17 protein-coding genes and 2 pseudogenes are annotated in these 19,523 nt (G+C 35.7%); 5 read left to right on the plus strand and 14 right to left on the minus strand.

Features of this window, described 5'->3' with window-relative positions; genetic code table 11:
• The first annotated feature begins 363 nt into the window (after nucleotides 1-363).
• On the plus strand, nucleotides 364-1,545 hold the full coding sequence (locus tag A9G32_RS09345; RefSeq protein ID WP_065589375.1) for an NAD(P)/FAD-dependent oxidoreductase: 1,182 nt from the start codon (nucleotides 364-366) through the stop codon (nucleotides 1,543-1,545).
• Here A9G32_RS09345 and A9G32_RS09350 read toward each other — a convergent pair.
• Nucleotides 1,538-2,974 (minus strand): sigma 54-interacting transcriptional regulator, encoded by a 1,437-nt coding sequence (locus A9G32_RS09350; RefSeq protein WP_141672662.1) that lies wholly within the window; start codon nucleotides 2,972-2,974, stop codon nucleotides 1,538-1,540. The two genes, A9G32_RS09345 and A9G32_RS09350, sit on opposite strands and share 8 nt — an antisense overlap.
• 249 nt (nucleotides 2,975-3,223) lie before the next feature.
• Between A9G32_RS09350 and lysA the strand changes: the two genes are divergently transcribed.
• From lysA to A9G32_RS09370, 4 genes are read left to right on the plus strand one after another with little or no spacing between them, the layout of a single operon-like run.
• Nucleotides 3,224-4,621, plus strand: a complete 1,398-nt coding sequence (gene lysA, locus A9G32_RS09355; protein WP_065589377.1) for a diaminopimelate decarboxylase — start codon at nucleotides 3,224-3,226, stop codon at nucleotides 4,619-4,621.
• Nucleotides 4,622-4,673: 52 nt separating this feature from the next.
• Entirely contained in the window at nucleotides 4,674-6,080 is a 1,407-nt protein-coding gene (locus A9G32_RS09360) for an APC family permease (protein ID WP_065589378.1), read from the plus strand.
• 25 nt (nucleotides 6,081-6,105) lie between these two features.
• Nucleotides 6,106-7,212 (plus strand): alanine/ornithine racemase family PLP-dependent enzyme, encoded by a 1,107-nt coding sequence (locus tag A9G32_RS09365; RefSeq protein ID WP_065589379.1) that lies wholly within the window; start codon nucleotides 6,106-6,108, stop codon nucleotides 7,210-7,212.
• A gap of 54 nt (nucleotides 7,213-7,266) precedes the next feature.
• Nucleotides 7,267-8,673, plus strand: a complete 1,407-nt coding sequence (locus A9G32_RS09370; protein WP_065589380.1) for an amino acid permease — start codon at nucleotides 7,267-7,269, stop codon at nucleotides 8,671-8,673.
• A gap of 177 nt (nucleotides 8,674-8,850) precedes the next feature.
• Here A9G32_RS09370 and A9G32_RS09375 read toward each other — a convergent pair whose 3' ends face one another.
• The 13 genes and pseudogenes from A9G32_RS09375 to aas form a co-directional block, all read right to left on the minus strand.
• Nucleotides 8,851-9,453, minus strand: a complete 603-nt coding sequence (locus A9G32_RS09375) for a MarC family protein (protein WP_065561484.1) — start codon at nucleotides 9,451-9,453, stop codon at nucleotides 8,851-8,853.
• 163 nt (nucleotides 9,454-9,616) lie between these two features.
• The gene (gene rplS / locus A9G32_RS09380; protein WP_034913735.1) at nucleotides 9,617-9,967 is read right to left on the minus strand and encodes a 50S ribosomal protein L19; all 351 of its coding nucleotides are present in this window, start codon (nucleotides 9,965-9,967) and stop codon (nucleotides 9,617-9,619) included.
• Nucleotides 9,968-9,998: 31 nt separating this feature from the next.
• Nucleotides 9,999-10,751 (minus strand): tRNA (guanosine(37)-N1)-methyltransferase TrmD, encoded by a 753-nt coding sequence (gene trmD / locus A9G32_RS09385; RefSeq protein WP_065589381.1) that lies wholly within the window; start codon nucleotides 10,749-10,751, stop codon nucleotides 9,999-10,001.
• Between the two features lie 16 nt (nucleotides 10,752-10,767).
• Entirely contained in the window at nucleotides 10,768-11,298 is a 531-nt protein-coding gene (rimM, locus tag A9G32_RS09390; protein ID WP_065589382.1) for a ribosome maturation factor RimM, read from the minus strand.
• Between the two features lie 23 nt (nucleotides 11,299-11,321).
• On the minus strand, nucleotides 11,322-11,570 hold the full coding sequence (gene rpsP, locus A9G32_RS09395) for a 30S ribosomal protein S16 (protein ID WP_034900786.1): 249 nt from the start codon (nucleotides 11,568-11,570) through the stop codon (nucleotides 11,322-11,324).
• A gap of 224 nt (nucleotides 11,571-11,794) precedes the next feature.
• Nucleotides 11,795-12,169, minus strand: a complete 375-nt coding sequence (locus A9G32_RS09400; protein ID WP_065589383.1) for a DUF956 family protein — start codon at nucleotides 12,167-12,169, stop codon at nucleotides 11,795-11,797.
• A gap of 147 nt (nucleotides 12,170-12,316) precedes the next feature.
• Entirely contained in the window at nucleotides 12,317-13,228 is a 912-nt protein-coding gene (locus A9G32_RS09405; RefSeq protein ID WP_065589384.1) for a PTS system mannose/fructose/sorbose family transporter subunit IID, read from the minus strand.
• Between the two features lie 16 nt (nucleotides 13,229-13,244).
• Entirely contained in the window at nucleotides 13,245-14,039 is a 795-nt protein-coding gene (locus A9G32_RS09410) for a PTS mannose/fructose/sorbose transporter subunit IIC (protein WP_065589457.1), read from the minus strand.
• 26 nt (nucleotides 14,040-14,065) lie between these two features.
• Nucleotides 14,066-14,608 (minus strand): annotated as a pseudogene (locus A9G32_RS13680) (PTS system mannose/fructose/N-acetylgalactosamine-transporter subunit IIB); the annotation flags it as partial.
• A 54-nt stretch (nucleotides 14,609-14,662) separates the two neighbouring features.
• Nucleotides 14,663-15,040, minus strand: a pseudogene (locus tag A9G32_RS13685) (PTS sugar transporter subunit IIA); the annotation flags it as partial.
• Between the two features lie 161 nt (nucleotides 15,041-15,201).
• A complete protein-coding gene (gene murQ, locus A9G32_RS09420; protein WP_065589386.1) occupies nucleotides 15,202-16,098 on the minus strand; it encodes an N-acetylmuramic acid 6-phosphate etherase in 897 nt (298 codons plus the stop codon).
• Nucleotides 16,085-17,272 carry a lysophospholipid transporter LplT gene (gene lplT, locus A9G32_RS09425; RefSeq protein ID WP_065589387.1) on the minus strand — a complete coding sequence of 396 codons (1,188 nt, stop codon included), beginning with the start codon at nucleotides 17,270-17,272 and terminating at the stop codon, nucleotides 16,085-16,087. Before lplT ends, murQ begins: the two co-directional genes overlap by 14 nt.
• Before the next feature lie 15 nt (nucleotides 17,273-17,287).
• Nucleotides 17,288-19,429, minus strand: coding sequence for a bifunctional acyl-ACP--phospholipid O-acyltransferase/long-chain-fatty-acid--ACP ligase (gene aas, locus A9G32_RS09430; protein ID WP_065589388.1), 2,142 nt, complete (start codon nucleotides 19,427-19,429; stop codon nucleotides 17,288-17,290).
• Nucleotides 19,430-19,523 lie beyond the last annotated feature (94 nt).

The following is a 19,523-nucleotide window of genomic DNA, read 5'->3' on the forward strand; positions in this document are numbered from 1 at the left end:
TTGATATATTTACCCTCCTTTTATAAAAATTGCATAATCATACCTTTATAATTGGATGAAAAATAAAAAGAATGCTGGCTTAATAAATATTATTTATAAGTCGATCTTTTAATAAGTTATATAAACGTTATTAATAAAGCTAATAGTAGTATTTACCTTTATGATTTATTTTGTTTTTTATAAGTTAAGGAGTTGCTTTTAAATTTGGCTTTAGAAAATGGGATATAAGTTCTTTTTCTTTCTTGTTAAAAAGTTTCAGGTAACTAGGTGTTTGAGTATAAAATAAGTTATTTGATTCAATAACTATGTGTGTCAATTGTATACTGTTACAATTTGTTATCTTTTATTTTTGATCTATTAATAATGCAAACTAAAATTACGATTGTGGGTGCTGGCGCCGCTGGGCTTTTTTGCGCAGGTTTACTGGGGCAAAAGGGGTATGATGTTACTGTGATTGATAATGGTAAAAAGTTAGGACGCAAAATTCTAATGTCTGGTGGTGGTAAATGTAATTTTACTAATTTAATGGTTGAACCTAGTAATTATATTTCTTGCAATCCTCATTTTTGTAAATCAGCTTTGAAACAATTTACTCAGTGGGACTTTATCCAATTAGTAAATCAGTATGGTATTGCTTACCATGAAAAAGATCATGGGCAATTATTTTGTGATAATTCAGCGCAAGATATTGTTGATATGCTATTAAACGAGTGTCAAAAAGGGCATGTTCATTTTATGATGCAGACACAGGTTGAAGATATTAGCAGTGATAAAATAGGATTTAAATTACATACTTCTCAAGGCATTATTGATAGTGATAATCTTATTATTGCTACGGGAGGCTTATCGATGCCTGCCCTTGGCATGACTTCAATTGGCTATAAAATTGCCGAAAAATTGGCTATTCCAGTTATACCAGTCAAAGCAGGATTAGTACCGTTCACGTTACATAAACCTTTACTTGATATATTATCAACCTTGTCAGGTATTGCTGTTGCTGTTGAAGTTTCTAATGAAAGAGTTAGTTTTAAGGAGAATCTATTATTTACTCATCGAGGAATTTCAGGACCAGCTATTTTGCAAATATCAAGCTATTGGCAGGCTGGAGAGTCAATTACTATTAATTTATTACCTGATTTCACATTCGAATCATCGTTTAAACCATTATTAGAGCAGAATCGTAATCAAACTATAAAAAATTGTTTAGCACAGGTTTTACCTAAAAGGCTTGTTGAGGTGTTAATACAGCTCAATTTGATAAACGATATAATAGTTAAGCAACTTAATCCCAAACAACAGCAAGACTTGTATAATGCTTTAACACATTGGTATATTGCTCCAAATGGGACTGAGGGTTATCGTACTGCGGAGGTGACTCTTGGTGGTATAAGTACTGATGCGTTGTCTTCCAAAACTATGGCAGTTAAAACACACCCCAACCTCTATTTTATTGGTGAGGTTGTCGATGTGTCAGGCTGGTTAGGTGGCTATAATTTTCAATGGGCATGGAGTAGTGCATTTGCTTGTGCTAGATCGTTTAATTAATTACGCCCATTTGAATATGGTATTTTTTTACTTTGTATTGTAACGTTGTGCGTGAAATGTTTAATAGTTTTGCCGCCGTTATAATTTTGCCGTTGGCTTGATTTAATGCGTTAATGATGAGTTGTCGTTCATAGTTTTCAACTTGTTCAATTAAGTTGTTTCCATCAGTAGATGTGTTGATAGGTAAATTTTCTGGTTTATTGATATCATCGTTTTGAGGAGATGAACTATTAAGATCGAATAGATCTTCATCAAGGACAATATTCTGTAATTCACCCGGTTCGTTTTGTAATACCATACTTCTGACAATTGTATTTTCAAGCATACGGACATTACCGGGCCAAGGAGCTGATATTAATTGTTGTAGTGCATGTTCACTGATACCGCTAATTACAACATTGACGTCGTTTTTGTGTTTATCAATAAAATAGCGTGCTAACACTGGAATATCTTCTGTTCTGTCGCGTAAAGCGGGGAGTTTTATTAAACCAACGTTTAAGCGAAAAAACAGATCACTTCTCATTTTTCCTGTTTTTAATAGTTCTGTAGGTGGTTCATTCATGGCAGCAACAATACGAACATCTGAATGCATTTCTTTATTACCACCTAATTGCCAGTAGGTTTTTTCTTGTAAGAATCGTAATAATTTACTTTGCATTTCAAGAGGCATTGCATTTAATTCATCAAGGAATAATGTGCCTCCGTTAGCCAGTTCTAAATAACCTTGTCGGTTTTCAGCACCCGTAAATGCGCCTTTGACCGTACCAAATAGGGTGCTTTCAATCAGTGTGGTTGGTAGTGCACTACAGTTGAGCGAGATAAATGCTTTGTCACGGCGTTGGCTTGTTTGGTGGATTAAACGAGCAAATAGCTCTTTACCTGTTCCTGTTTCGCCAACTATTAATACTGGAACATCATTTGCTCCCAAGATGTTAGTTTGATCGATAACCTCTTGCATTGTTTTTGATACAAAAACAATTTCTGGTAATGGTTGTTCTTTATTTTGATATAACTTGCTATTGAGCTTGAATACTTGGTCTTGTAATTGCCTAACAGTAGATAAATTTCGACCTATTTCTATTGCGCCGATAATTTTTTGATTTTTATTATAAAGAGGAACTGTTGTGTGCATATAATCTACAAGTTTACCTACATGGTTATAATAGCTTTGGTAATTGTTTTGATATTCTTTCCCATGCTGCAGAGCTTGCAACATCGTGCTGTCTTCTTTTCGCATCTTGGGATAAACTTTAAGCATTGGTTTTCCTATAGCTTGTTCTATAGGGTAACCATCAAGTTCAGCACTTTCCTGATTGTAATAAACATATTTGCCTTCTTTATCAATAATCGCCATTGGTTGATGGATTAAATCAAAAAAATGTTTAAATATTTCCAATGATTGTAATAATTCAGGGTCGATTGTCATGATATTCGTGCCTTTTGAACTAGGGTGATTTGTTATATTTAGCTTTGTTTAATTTAAACGCCTGTTAATTATCATATAAAAATGACAAATTTTTGTCATAAAAATTGATTTTATACTAAATGACTAAATTTTTACTTGCGCTTTGTTTGTTAATATATTGATTATTTTTGTTTTTAAAGTTGGCATGCTGATTGCACAACAAGTGAGAAGCCATTTTACTTATTTTTTATGTAATCATTAACTGGAGGCTATATGTCCGACAAAATTATGTCAAATTATAACAAATTACGCACTGATCTTGTAACTAAAGATCGTCGTTTTAGCGCTGAAAGTGGCAAACTTTGTTTTGATGGTGTTAATTTAGAAGAGTTAGCCAAAAAATATCCAACGCCTTTTTATGTGTTTTCTGAAAAGGAGATTGATCGTAATGTGCAAGAAATTAAAGAGGCATTTAAAGCTCATCCAAAAACAAAAATTTTCTATGCATCAAAAACTTGTTCAGTAATGGGCGTTCTTAAAGCGATTAAAGATGCAGGAATTTATGCCGAAGCGAACTCAATGTTTGAAGTGCGTAAATGTTTAGATATCGGTTTCCCTGGTAGCCAAATTGTGTTTAATGGTGTTGTTAAAAAACCAGTGGATTTAGAGTTTGCTATCCAAAATGATCTGTATATTATCAACGTAGATAGCTTATATGAGCTTGATATTATTGATGAGATTTCAAGACGTTTGAAAAAGGTAGCAAATGTTTGTGTGCGTGTTGAACCAAATGTTCCGTCAGCAACTCACGCAGAATTAGTCACTGCTTATCATGCTAAATCAGGTATCGATTTAGAACAAGCAGAAGAAACATGTCGTCGTATTTTAGAAATGCCATATGTTCATTTACGCGGTTTACATATGCACGTTGGTGATCAGGTTCCAGAATCAGAGCCTTTTGCTAAAGCTACGAAAGTTTTAGTTGATGAATCACGTCGCTTAGAAGAAGTGCTTGGTATTAAATTTGATTTAATCAACGTAGGTGGGGGGATCCCTGTTCCTTATAAATATGATGAAGAAAATGGTAATCCATTAGAAGATAATATGTATGCAGGTATTACTGCACAAGATTTTGCTGATGCTGTTATTAGTGAAGTACACAAATGGCGTACTGATGTTGAAATCTGTATTGAGCCAGGCCGTAAAGTAACAGGCTCAGCAGGTGTGCTTGTAACTGAAGTTGCCTGTGAAAAACGTAAAACCAATTATGATTTAGATGGCAATATTGAAGAGCATGTTGAGTGGAAATTTGTTGATGCTGGTTATAGTGTGCTATCTGATAGTCAACATTTTGATTGGTTCTTCTATGTTTATAATGCTTCAAAAATCAGTGAAACACATGATGAGTACATCAAATTGGCAGGTCCTTTATGTGATGGTGGTGACTATTTCCATGTTGGTGTTAAAGGTGAAGAATTCTTAATGCCAAAAGACACTCAAATCGGTGATATTGTTGCTTTCCTTGATGCTGGTGCTTATACCATCGAAAGCCAAACTGTTTATAACAATCGTCCTCGTACTTCTGTTGTAATGATAGATAAAGAAGGCAAGGATAGATTGATTCGCCGTGAGGACACTTACGAAGATATGGTTGGATACGACATATATTAATCATCAATATCTGGAGCATTTGATGCTCCAGATATGATAAAGTGAGGTTATTATGAGTGATTCTAAAGATTCAAGTTTACTTGGTATTAAAGACATTGTTTTTATGAATGTCATTGCAATACTAAGTTTGCGTCAAATTCCTAATGTTGCTCCTTATGGAGCGTCAGCAATGGTACTTTGGTTACTTGCTGCATTTTGTCTTTTCTTCCCATTAGCTATGGTTTGTGGCGAACTTTCAACCGGTTGGCCAAAAGATGGTGGAATTTTTGTTTGGGTAAAAGAAGCATTTGGTAAACGTATTGGTTGGATAGTTGTTGTTTGCTTTTTGTTCTCTTGTGTTCTTTTCTTCCCGTTAATGTTGCAATTTGGTTTTACTGCAATTGGGTATATGTTTAGCGCTGAGTTAGCTCAAAATCAAGTATTTATTGGTGTTGGCTCTATGGTGGTATTCTGGATTTTAACACTGATGAATATTAAAGGGATGCAATGGACTAAAATTATTAATAGTGTGAGTGCATGGCTTGGTGTATTTATTCCAGCCGCTATTATTGTGCTATTAGCTGTTGTATGGTTATTCACAGGGCATCCTATGGCTACAAGCTATAGTCATGTTAGTGATTGGTTACCTGATTTAAGTAGTTGGGATACTATTGTTTTTCTATCTAGCATGATGTTCGCATTTGCTGGTCTTGAGGTGGCTCCAATGATTGCAGGGCGTACACGAGATCCACAACGAGACTTTCCAAAAGCAATGTTGGTTTCAGCAGTGGTAATTGTTGGTATTTATATGGTCGGAACATGGGCTATTAATACTTTATTACCAGCAGCGGATACTGATATCGTAGCGGGTGTTATGCAAGCAATGGAAGCCGCAGCTAAAGAATTGCATATGCCTTGGTTATTACCAGTAATGGCAATTTGTTTGTTTTTTGGTGCATTAGGACAAATAAACTCATGGTTAGTTGGTCCGATTTATATGCTACAAGAAGCATCAAAAGAAGATAATTTGCTTGGAGAACGCATTGGTCGTTTACATCCAGTATATAAAACACCAGCCTTTGCGTTAATTATTCAAGCTATTATTGTTACAGTACTTTGTTTTTCAACTTTTGTGTCGCCAAGTATTGCAGCGGCATATTGGATGTTAACAGCACTTACAACAATTTGTTATTTTATCCCATATTTAGTGATGTTTATTGCGTATTATCGTTTACGTATTACTCAACCAGATGTTGCTCGTAGTTTTAAAATTCCGGGTAAGGTGTTGCCAATTGTGTTACCAGCACTTGGTTTCTTATCTACTCTATTTGCTGTGGTATTAGTGTTTATTCCACCTGCGCAAATAGATATGGGGGGGTATGTCGAATATATTGCTAAAATTGTTGGTGGTGCAGTACTTGCCATTGGTTTAGCTGAATGGATTTATTATCGAGCCCAAAAACGTAACCGTTTGCAGTAGTAATAATATATAGAGGAGTAAAATTATGTACAAACCTATATTAGAAATTGATTTACGCAAATTAAGAAATAATGCTCGTGTTGAAAAAGATTTATTAGCTAAACACGGTATTGAGGTTATGGCTGTTAATAAAGTTTTTGATGGTTGTGTTGAAACGGCCAAAGCAGTACTTGAAGGCGGTATTGATGTGATTGCTGAATCAAGAACATACAATTTAAAGAAATTAAAAGATGCTTTAAATTGTAAAACCTGCTTATTACGGAGCCCTTGTTTAAGTGAAATTAGTGATGTTGTTAGATATGCTGATATTAGCTTAAACAGCGAAAAAGCAGTAATTCAGGCACTTTCTGATGAAGCCGTTAAACAACAAAAAGTACATCAAGTTTTATTAATGGTTGATATGGGGGATTTACGCGAAGGTATTTGGTTTGAACATATTGATGAAATCATTGATACGGTTAAACTTATTCTTTCTTTACCCGGCGTTGAGCTCTATGGGCTCGGCACCAATTTTAATTGCTATGGTACTGTACTACCTACAGTTAAAAATGGAGTAGACTTTTTAAAAATAGCGCGTAAAGTAGAGCAAGTTTGTAATATTAAAATAAAGTATTTATCGGCCGGTAATTGTACCAGTTACCACTTATTGGATAAAGGTATTTGGCCAGAAGGATTAAATCATTTGAGAATTGGTGGTTTACACGAGTTTGGTATTGAATATGTGGATATGAAATATCTTGACGAGTTTCATCATTCAAATAAACCCGTTGATAAAGCATGTAGTAATATTTATAAATTATATGCGCAAATCATTGAACTCAATAGTAAACCAACAGTTCCTGTTGGTGAATTAGGTGTAGATGCTTTTTTAAACAGTAAAACCTTTGTTGATAGCGGTACACGCAAACGAGCACTTCTTGCCTTTGGACGTCAAGATGTGCCAGCAGAAAGCTGTATACCCATCAATGATGATATTACTGTATTGGGTCAAACCAGTGATCATACCTTGGTTGATATTGAAGATGTTACTCAAACACTTCGTGTTGGCGATGTTATTGGATTTGAGCTTGATTACACTGCTTTACTAATGGCTTGTCAAACTAATGGTGTAGAAAAACGGTTTATTTATTAATTTGTGTTAACTGCTGGGTAACCAGCAGTTTTTATTAATTACTAGGCGGTTTATATGACAACATCTGAATCACAAGAAAACCCTTATCCCAGTAGTAATTTAAAGAAAAACCTAAAAAATCGTCATTTATTGATGATTTCATTAGGTGGATCAATTGGTACTGGATTATTTATTGGTATTGCAGCTCCACTTAGCACAGTTGGTCCATTAGGAACAATTATTGCTTATTTAATGGCAGGAAGCATAATGCTTTCAACAATGTTATGTTTAGGTGAACTTTCTTGTGCATTTCCTCATGCAGGTTCATTTCAACACTATGCGTTGATGTTTATACCCAATCCGATTTGGAGTTATACCATCGGTTGGTTGTATTGGCTTAGTTGGGTACTATCTATGGCGGCAGATTTAACCGCTGCTTCAATGATTGCTCACCAAACCTTCCCTTCGATTCCTATTTATCTTTTTAGTCTATTAATTCTGATTGTTCTTACTTCAGTGCATTTAACCTCTGTTCGTGCATTTGGAGAAAGTGAGTATTGGTTTTCAACTATTAAGGTTCTTGCGATTATTGCATTTATTGGAGTGGGGATTTATTTACTTAATCACCAATATAGTGAAACGCATATCTTACCAACATTTAAAACCGAAAAAGGGTGGTTTCCTAATGGTTTTTTAGCCATATTTGTTTGTATGACTATCGTGACCTATTCCTTTCAGGGCGTCGAATTAATTGGTAGTGCAGCTGGTGAGGCGCAATCTCCACAGTCTGTGTTACCCAAAATTATTACTGGTGTTGCTTTCCGCATTATTCTATTTTATGTTCTGGCTATTGCTGTTTTAGCCCTTGTTTATCCATATGGAACGGTTCATTCTGAAATTAGCCCATTTGTGTGGGTATTTAATAAAGCAGGAATTTCAATAGCTTCGTATTTAATGCTTTTTGTTATTTTTTGTGCGGCAATATCGGCGGCTAATTCTGCAATTTATGCCAGTTCAAGAATGCTGTGGTCTATGGCACAAGATAAACTCGCACCTCAATATTTTTCAGACGTAAATAAGCGTGGAGTGCCCACAAAAGGTATTTTATTTATTGCTATTATTGCGCTAGTTTCACTATTTTCTAAATATATTGCCGCTGAAAAATTGTATATTTATTTAGTAGCGGGAACAGGGCAAGTGGGATGTTTTGCATGGATTATTATTGCTTGGTGTCAATATCAGTTCCGTAAGGGAGTAAATAACGGTAAATATCCCAAAGAGATGGTAAAGTTCAAATCGCCATTATTTCCTTGGCTGGCAGGGGTTTCTATTATTGTTAATATTGTGATTATTATTGGTGTTTGGTTTGGGGAGTCAGGGCATTTTATTTTATTATCAGAAGTTGTTTTAGTAATAATTATTTTGGTTTCTTACTTTTTCTATAAGAAACGAAATTTTTTAATAATAAAAACGTTAGATTAATTTTATTGACCTATTAATTTGTTTGTAATCACCTAATAAATCGGTTTAGGTGATTACATTTAATTTTTAAAATCAGATTATTAATGTTTTTACTATTTGTGATTTATCTTTATTTTAAGGCACTAAGTTAAGTGCGTTTGCTTGGTATAATCTTGATGAAATCCTTTCTGATACAAGTTATTTTAGAAAAGCTGATACACCCGTAAAAACGACTTGCGCAGCAATAGCTGATATTAGCAACCCAGTTAGTTTTGATAAGATAGCAATACCTGTGTTTTTTAATACTTTAGCAATACTTTTTGCACATAATAGCATTGCATAAATCCCTGAAGATGCAATGAATAAAGAAACAGCCCCAATCATATTGGCTGCAAAGCCTACGGAGCTTGTTCCCATAACAATGATAGTACCAATGGAAGCGGGTCCCATACAAAGTGGAATTGCAAGGGGTACAACACTGATATCGTCATCACTGTTAATTTTGTTCTTTTCTGGAGAATCATTCATTAGTGACACTGCAGTGATAAATAGCAACGCTCCAGAACCAATTCGGAATGCATCAAGAGTAAAACCAAAGACACTAAACATGGTATTACCAAAAAAGAATAGCACTATACCGATGATAAATACGGCACAGGATGTTTTGAGTGCTGTTTTGCGTCTAAGCTGTTCGTCGTATTGTTTTGTGCCACTTAAAAATGCACTTAAAACAGCAGGAGGTGTCATTAATGCAAATAGCTTTACAGTTGTGGCAAGGATATTAACAAGATAGTCATCCATAGTGTTACCTTTCAAAGAATAACAATTAAATTCCCTTTAATTTTGTTAACATTATTAGTTGCTAGGGAATGATTTTTGTTAGATACAAAAACGGCCACCAAAAAGGTGACCATGTTTAATCTGATATTTTTTAATTGGTTTTAGACAATTAAACCAATAAAATTTAGTTAAGGCGCTCTTTGATACGAGCTGCTTTACCACGAAGTTCGCGTAAGTAGTAAAGTTTAGCTTGACGTACTTGACCACGACGTTTCACAGTAATTGAATCAACAATTGGTGAGTGAGTTTGGAATACTCGTTCAACACCTTCACCATTCGAAATCTTACGTACGGTAAATGCAGAGTGCAAACCACGGTTGCGAATGCCAATAACAACACCTTCATAAGCTTGAAGACGTTTTTTGTTACCTTCAACAACCCATACTTTTACTTCAACCGTGTCACCAGGGCGAAAAGACGGGATGTCTTTTTTCATTTGTTCTTGTTCTAATTGCTGAATAATTGCATTTTTCATAATATTATCTCTTACTAGTTATACTGAAATATTAATTGCTTAGTTTGTCACTGTATTCTTGTTGGAATTCAGCGAGTAAACATTGCTCTTCATCAGTCAGAGCTAGATTTGCAAGAAGATCTTCTCTTCTTAACCAAGTTCGTCCTAGTGATTGTTTTAATCGCCAGCGACGAATCGCTTCATGGTGACCAGACATTAATACGTCAGGTACCGCCATTCCATCTAATACCTCAGGACGAGTATAGTGTGGATAGTCAAGTAAACCGTTAACAAAAGAGTCTTCTTTTGCCGATGATTGGTGATTTAGCACGCCAGGAATAAACCTTGCTAATGCATCAATCATGGTCATCGCTGGTATTTCACCACCACTTAACACGTAGTCCCCAATTGACCATTCTTCGTCAATTTCGGTTTGAATAACGCGTTCATCTATACCTTCGTATCGTCCACAAATCAAAATTAAATTTTTATTTTGTGACAATTCGCAAACACCTTGTTGGTCTAATTTGCGCCCTTGTGGGGAAAGATAGATTACTTTTGTATTGTTACCTGCCACTGTTTTTGCCGCATGAATTGCATCTTTAAGTGGTTGTACCATCATTAACATGCCAGGACCACCACCATAAGGCCTATCATCGACAGTCTTATGCTTATCATGCGCAAAATCGCGAGGGTTCCAATACTCTACTGTTAACAGCCCATTTTTAACGGCTCGACCAGTTACGCCATAACAGGTAATAGCTTGAAACATTTCGGGAAAAAGGCTAATTACGCCAATCCACATAGTTTTACCTTACCAATTAAAAAGCAGGATCCCAATCGACCACAATCATTTTTGTTGTTAAATCAACTTGTTTTATAAATTGATTATCAACAAAAGGGATTAAACGTTCTGTTGCTCCAAATGCATCTTTTAGATTTGCTTTAACCACTAATACATCGTTAGATCCGGTTTCCATCAAGTCAGTTACCAGTCCTAAATCATAGTTATTAATTGTTTTAACTCGGCACCCAATGAGATCTTTCCAATAAAAATCACCATTGCTAAGTGTTGGTAATTTTTCTGCATCAACAAACACTTCAATATTGGTTAATGCAATGGCTTGATCACGATCATCAATGCCTTTAAGTTTTACAATCATATCATGATTATGCGGTTTAAAGCTCTCTACAATTACCTCTTGCCATTGCCCAGCATGCTGGATATACCAAGGAGTGTAATCAAAAATGCTATCTGGGAATTCTGTAAACGAAAAAATTCTGAGCCATCCGCGAATGCCGTAGCTTGAACCAAGTTTACCAACAACAATAAGATTCTCAGTATTCATCATTACAGTGATTATCAATTACTAAATTAAGCAGCTTTTTGTGCTTGTTTAATTAGTGCATTAACACGATCAGAAACAGTTGCACCTAAACCAACCCAATGATTTACGCGATCAAGATCTAAACGTAATTCTTCTGCTTTACCTTGTGCAATTGGATTAAAAAAGCCAACGCGCTCAATAAAACGGCCATCACGTGGGTTACGGCTATCAGTGACAACTACTTGATAAAAAGGGCGCTTTTTAGAGCCACCACGAGCTAAACGAATAGTTACCATAACATCCTCTTAAATTAAAAAATAATCTTTTTTCTGCCCAACACGGACAAAATCAAAGCCCCAGAATTATACTCTTTCTAGCAAAAAGTGCAATGGCTGTTTGTTGATGAAGTGGTGTTATATTGATTGACTTAAACTAACTTAAAAAAGAGTGGAAAAAATGATACTAACTATAATTTATTTAATTTAAGTGGAAATCGATAAATATAATAAAATAGTGATTTTTATTTTTTGTTCTTTTTGTGAAAAAAAGCTCTCTTTAAAACATCAAAAAAGCCAAGTGAGCGTACCATTTTTTGCCCGTCAATATAAACTCGAATGGCTTTTAATACCTTCTTGGGCTCTTTAGATGCAAAGGTGAATGTGCCGTTTTTTTTTGTTTGTATTGAATAACGAGGGATCCATCTACCACCTAACAATACAGAAGCAATCACATAATCAATTTCATTCCATGGTATTTGGATATATTTGCGTGGATCGTGTTGATGATAAAACTCGAAGGCTTTGTCACCAATTATTATATTGCCGTATTCAGATAAGCCTGTAAATGCGGTTGCTTTCATTGTTAAATCAATTTTAGTATTTAATGATTGAACCATCTACCCTATATCCATGCAAAGTTCGAATGATTAATGACACCTTTTCATCACATGGTGTGATGAAAAGGTTAATGTAATAGTAAATAGAAAGTTGGCGCTATTTTAAAATATCATACTTTCTAAATATATATAGGCATAGCTATATGTTTATAAAAGACCGATTACATGGCCAACAATACCTACTATAAATAATCCCAAAATAATTAGGATTGGTGATACTTTTTTACGAAGTAACCACATGCAAAAGAAAGTCAATAGTAAGGGGACAAGTCCAGGTATTAACTGATCCAAGTTATTTTGTAAGGTGGTTACCTTTTGTTGAGTCAGTGATAATCCGCTTTGCATTTGAATTAATGCTTGTTGAATGCCTTCAGCACCTGCTGGTAATGTATTCCAATCAATAAAAGCACCATTGTCTAACTTGACAGTAGATACGACTGGTTGGAATTTAATTGATACCCATCTTTGTACTAAGGCTGCCAGTACAAACATTCCTAAAATAGAAGCTCCTTTGGTGATTTTTTGCAGTAATCCGCCTGATAAATTATCGGTTATTTTAGAGCCTGTACGGTAACCAAATTCTTGGGTATACCACATGAATCCCCAACGAATAATATTCCATAATAAGAAGAATAAAATTGGTCCCATAATATTACCGCTTAGTGCAAGTGAAGCACCAAGAGCGCCGAGCATTGGACGTACGGTAAACCAGAATACAGGATCACCCACACCCGCTAGTGGTCCCATCATCCCAACTTTTACCCCTTGAATTGCTACGTCATCAACAACAGCTCCATTAGCCCGTTCCTCTTCAAGTGCAAGAGTTACCCCAAGCACTGGAGAAGCTAAATAGGGGTGAGTATTAAAAAATTCTAGGTGACGCTTAAGAGCTGCAGAGCGAGCCTCTTTGGTGGTATATAATTTTTTGATAGCTGGGATCATTGAATAGACCCATCCACCATTTTGCATACGTTCATAGTTCCAAGACCCTTGGAGGAAAGTTGAACGCCAAGCAACCGCTAAACGATCTTTTTTGTTTAATTGGATTCTATCAGTCATTTTCTTCTCCAAGTTTTTAGTAATCATTTAAAATATCATCAAGTGGATCACCTTTGCTACCACCATTGGATGAATTGCCACGTTCTGAAAGATTGAGGTAAATTAGTGCTAATGCTATACCTAAAGCACCAAGTGCAATCAGTGTTAATTGTGATATCGCGGCAACGACAAAACCAATAATGAAAAATGGCCATACTTCGCGGTTTGCCATCATATTGATTACCATCGCATAACCAACAGCAACAACCATTCCACCACCAATAGCCATTCCTGTTGTTAGCCATTCTGGCATTGCTTCTAGTGTACTTCTAACAATTTCAGCAGGAATAAAGAGTAACGCAGCAGCTGGGATTGCGATACGTAAACCTTGTAAACAGATACCTAAAATTTGTAACCATTCAATTTTTTGAATGTTGCCTTCTTCCGCTGCCGCATCCATCATGTGTACTAATGGAACAGCAATAGTTCGTACAATCATGGTTAAGAATAGCCCTGCAACTGCAAGTGGAATAGCAACAGCTATAGCAGTAGATACGCCAGTTATACCTTGGCCGCCTAATACTAAAATAATTGATGAAGCAACCGATGCTAAAGCTGCATCAGGTGCTACTGCGGCCCCGATATTGGCCCAACCGAGTGCAATCATTTGCAATGAACCGCCCAATACAACACCCGCTTCTAAATTACCTGTTACAAGTCCAATTAAAGAACAAGCCACTAAAGGTTGGTGGAATTGAAACTGATCTAAAATACCTTCCATACCAGCTAGAAAGGCAATAACTATCACTAAAATGATAGCAATAATTGACAATGTCATAACATAACCCCTTAAATAAACTAATTCTTTTGTTGCGCCAATTCTTCTTTCGCTTTTTTCAATAATTCGTCCATATTACTACTAGAGTCATTAGGTACTTTGCGAACATCAAATTTCACATTTTTTGTTTTTAATTTTTCAAATGTATCAACATCATCAGCATTCATTGACAGCACTTTATTAACCATAACCTTTCCTACGGAATGGGCCATTGAACCAATATTAAGTTCATTGATATCGACGCCGCCCTCTATGGTTCGTAGCACATCTTGTGGATTTTCAAATAGAAGTAGCGCTTTGGTATTGCCAAAACGAGGATCGCGTGAAACTTCAATAATTTTTTTAACTGGAACAACATTTGCTTTTACACCAGGAGGTGCTGCTTCTTGGATGAGTTTTTTTCTTAATTCATCTTTTGCAACCGAGTCAGAAACAACAATAATACGGTTAGGATTGGTTGATTTTGTCCATGCTGTCGCCACTTGTCCATGTAATAGGCGTGAGTCAACACGAGCTAACACAATTTTCATTTTACCATCTCCAAGTACTGTTCCTTCTGGGATAGTAGTTGCGTGTTTAGTAGAAGCAGAAGATTGTGTTGGCATTTCGACTGTTGTTCGAACACCTTCTTTGCTTGGTTCAATAATTGCGGCAGCAATTTCTTTCGCCGTTTCCATTGAAAAACGAGAAGAATAGGCTTCAATTAACATTGGTAAATTTAAACCAGCAACAATAGCCCAATTACTATGTTTACCACATAAATTGTTAGCCTGATTAAATGGTGTCCCTCCCCATAAATCTACTAAAAACAGGACTTCTTCTTGATTAGCAAATGTTGCAATGGCTTCAAGCATTCGTTCTTTTAAACTTTCAGGACTATCACTTGGGTGCAAGGTAACAGCTTTAACATTTTCTTGCTCTCCAAATATCATCGATCCTGATTGTAGAATACCTTCCGCAAACTCACCATGAGTTGCTAGGATGATTCCAACCATATAACGACCTCCTAATTTTATATTAATTGCATAATATAAAGTATGTAAAATAAAATTATCTGGTTATTTTATAATAAAAAATAAGTTAAAAATTATGTGAGCATCACATTTTTATAAAAAACTTAGTTTTTTATTGTTTATTAAAGTAAATTTAGTCTATCTTACAGTGTTCGACGAATAAAACCATTTTCTTTTTTTAGTCTCACTCTGGCTTGCTCTGCATTTAAACTTGAAAGAATCATCAAAATAGCAGTTTTACAATGCTTATTACTTTCGGCTAATGCGGCAATGGCTTTTTCTCGACTGCAATCGGTAGCCTGCATAACAATGGATATTTGTCGTTCAACAAGTTTTGCGTTGGTAGCTTGTACGTCAACCATTAAATTACTATAGACTTTGCCGATTTTTATCATGCTGGCAGTGGTTAACATGTTAAGGACTAATTTTTGTGCTGTACCTGCTTTCATTCTGGAGGAGCCAGTAATTACTTCTGCACCAACAATTGGTGTAATAGCAATATTGGCTAAATTAATCATTGGTGCTAATGGGTTACAGCATAAGCTGATCACTGTTGATCCAATTGATTTAGCATATTGCATAGCACCTATTACATAAGGTGTGCGCCCACTAGCTGCAATGCCAACTAAAACGTCATTTGAGTTAAAATTAATGTTTTTTAAGTCAGTAATTGCCAGTTCTGGGTTATCTTCGGCGTTTTCAATTGCCTTAAAAATAGCTGTTTTGCCTCCAGCAATTAAGCCAATAACTTGTTCTGGTGATGTGCCATAAGTTGGTGGACATTCACTTGCATCTAAAATACCTAATCGGCCTGAAGTGCCAGCACCTATATAGATTAGTCTACCTTGATTTGAAAATGCTAAACTAATCGCATCAACGGCTTTTGCGATATTGGGTAGCTCTTTTTCAATAGCCAATGCGACTTTTTTATCTTCATTATTGATGATTTGTAGCATTTCTAATGTTGAACAGTTATCTATTTTTTCGCTATTAGGATTACGACTTTCTGTTAGCATCGATGATAGATTAATGTGATTCATTATTTTTTAACCCTAACCATAATAAAAATATAACTAAAGCAAATAAGCTCCCAAAACCAACACCGATAGCAGTAACCGATAAATTTAAAGCAATGGCTAACGTATAAAGCCCTAACATTATCATCATCGCTGAGTATTCACTTAGGTTTTGTACCGAAATAACACTGCCAGCACCGACCAAATCTTTCCCCATTTTTTGAATAAAAGCATTTAATGGTACCAAAAAGAAGCCACCTAATGCTCCGATAATAATGAGTAAAATATAAGACGAAATTATGTTGCTTTGCAAAGTGAAGGCAATTACCGCTATACCCATCATTATACCAGCAGGAACGCAGCGTAAGGTTTTGTTAATAGAAATAAATGTACTAGCTAGACCTGCGCCAATAACAATACCGATAGCAACTATTGCATTAAGGTTTGTTGGTGTTGCGTTATCATGAATATTTAAGATAGCTGGAACCCAACTGATTAAAAGAAAACGTAAAGTAATACCTGCTCCCCAAAACAAACTAGTACCTAATAATGTAAATAAGATCTGCTTATTGGTGAAGGTAATTTTGATTGTGTTAGCAAAATCCTTGATCATGCCTATAAATTGCCATGAAATATTTTGTCGTGCAGCAGGTAATTTAGGAATAAAAAAGTTAGCAATAACAGCTAGCCCATACACTAACACGCACGCAAGTAAGGAAGCGTTCACATTAAGATCGGCAATATGACCACCAGCTAGCGAACCAAGTAAAATGGCTGCAATGGTTGATGCTTCTATTAACCCATTTGCTTTAACTAAATTATCACCTGTCGTAAGTTCACCTAAAATTCCGTATTTAGCAGGGGAATATGCCGCAGCGCCTATACCGACTAGAAAATAGCCAGCAAAAGGGCTGATGTTTAAACAGATGCAACCAGCACCTAGTAATTTTATACTATTTGAAATCATCATTGCCTTACCTTTTGATATGCTGTCAGCAAATTGACCTACAAAAGGTGAAAGTATGATAAACGGTGCGACAAAACTAATTTGTAATACCGATTGGCTCCATGTTGGATAATGTAAATTCTTAATGAAAGCTAAAATAGCAAAAAAGATTGCATTATCAGCAAATGCTGAAAAAAACTGCGCAAGCATGGTTGCAACCATGCCTTTGCTTAATAGAGAATGTTGTTTCATGTGACATCCTTTAGTTTATTCGTCAGCCATTTTTCGTAAAGAAATAAAATCAATTTTACCTGTACCTAGTAGTGGTAACTCTTTTACTATACGAATATCACGAGGAATAGCTAGTGCTGGAATGCCCAATTCTTGAGATGCTTGATTAAGTTGCTCTCGATTTAATTTTGTTGAGGTAGTAAATAAGACAATTGCTTCACCTTTAGCTGCATCAGCTTTGACTGTTGCACCGTGCATTGCATCAGAGTCAACTTTTTTTGCTAAGGATTCAACACTTTCCAATGAAACCATTTCACCAGCAATTTTTGCAAATCGTTTCAAGCGTCCTTTAATTGTCACAAACCCATCACTATCAATAGCAACGATATCACCGGTATCATACCAACCTTTTTCGGCTTGTCCATTTTCATCAGCTGCTACTGGTTCTTCAAGTTTGCCGGGATTTTCCACCCGTAAATAGCCTTTCATTACATTAGGCCCTTTGACTTGCAATTGGCCTCCATCGCAAATGCCTGGAATGTGAATTAATCTTGATACCATGCCTGGAAGTAATCGCCCTACAGTTCCAGCTTTAAATGCCATAGGAACATTAAGGGCTACAACAGGTGCACATTCGGTAACGCCATAGCCTTCTAAAATACGAATACCATATTTATCTTTCCATTGTTCTCGTACTGCATCTGATAATTTTTCGGCACCTGCAACAACATAGCGTAAACGCATAAAATCATATGGGTGCGCATAACGGGCATAGTTTGCCAAGAAAGTTGGCGTACCAAATAAAACCGTACAATTTTGGTCATAAATAATTTCAGGGACCATACGGTAATGTAATGGATTTGGATATAAAAATGTACGGCTACCTGAAAATAGCGGTAAAAATAATCCAGCTGTAATACCAAAAGCATGGAATAATGGTAGAGCCGACATGAAGCGATCTGCAGGGGTTGGATCTATAACCGTTCGAATTTGTTCAACATTAGCAAGTAGGCTTCCATGACTATGAGCAACACCTTTAGGGTTCCCCTCTGAACCAGAGGTAAACAGTACTAGTGCTTCGTCATCGCTTGATTGTTGGTATTTAATTAAGCGTGGAATATATTGATGCACTGCAACATAAAGCTTATCTTTTAAAGTTAAGTTTTTACGCAAATCTTCAAGAAAACACCACTTAACGTCTTTGATTTCTTCAAGTAGATAATCAAGTTTACCTTTTCTAATAAATTTGCGTGAAGTAATAATCGTTTTGATTTCAGCAGCAGTAATGGCACAGTTTAAGCCTTTTGTTCCCGCAGTATAGTTAAGCATTGCTGGAATTCGATTTTTTACGGACAAACCAAAAATAGTTGCAACAGTAATGGTTGCATTGGGTAATAAAACACCAACTCGCTCTTTATTTTTAGTAATTTTGGCAATAATACAACTAACACCTATAATTTGTTTTAATAAACTGCGATAAGATGCTTCGTGAGTTGTTGGGTCTTGTACCATTCTTGATTTCACGCCATAGCGAACTTGTGCTTCTAATAATGCTTCAAACAGCGTTAATTTTGGACGACTTGCCATGCGTGCGTTCATCATAATTTGATGAAGTTTTTCACCTGCAATATAACGTCTTTCACTAGCTTTAGGCGCATCGGGCATTGGAATAGATGTAGGGTTAAGTACATGAATGGTTATTTTAGGAAATAAACGACGTTTAAATAAACCTTTTAAACGACTAGTTAAAGTAAATTCAGCGCCTTCGATCCACACTGGTACAATGGTAGCTTGAGAGCGAGCAGCAACAAAAGCAGCACCATCATAAATTTTCATTAATGAGCCAGTTATAGTAATTCTTCCTTCGGGAAAGATCACTATAGGACGACCTTTTTCGATTTCTCGAACTAATCGCTTAATTGCCATTGGACTGACTGGGTCCATTGGCACAAAATCAACATAACGCTTTGCTAAGCGAACTAACCAATGATTAATATAACCCGAATAAATAGCAAAGACTGGTCTTACGGGTAAAAATACGCCGATTAGAATACCATCAAGAAAAGATACATGATTAGGGGTAATGAGAAGTCTATCTTGTTTTAAGTTTTCAAAATTACCATGAATTCTTACATGAAATAGGATCTTTAAGAAAAATTTTAATATTTTAAATAGCATCTGATTTCTCAAATATCGTGCAATATTACACGCTGTAATAATAGTGAAAATATAGAAGATATACAAGAACTGCGATTTTTGTTATATAAAACAG

Origin of the sequence: Gilliamella sp. Gris3-2 (assembly GCF_001690345.1) — a bacterium.
GTDB classification, from domain to species: domain Bacteria; phylum Pseudomonadota; class Gammaproteobacteria; order Enterobacterales; family Orbaceae; genus Gilliamella; species Gilliamella bombi.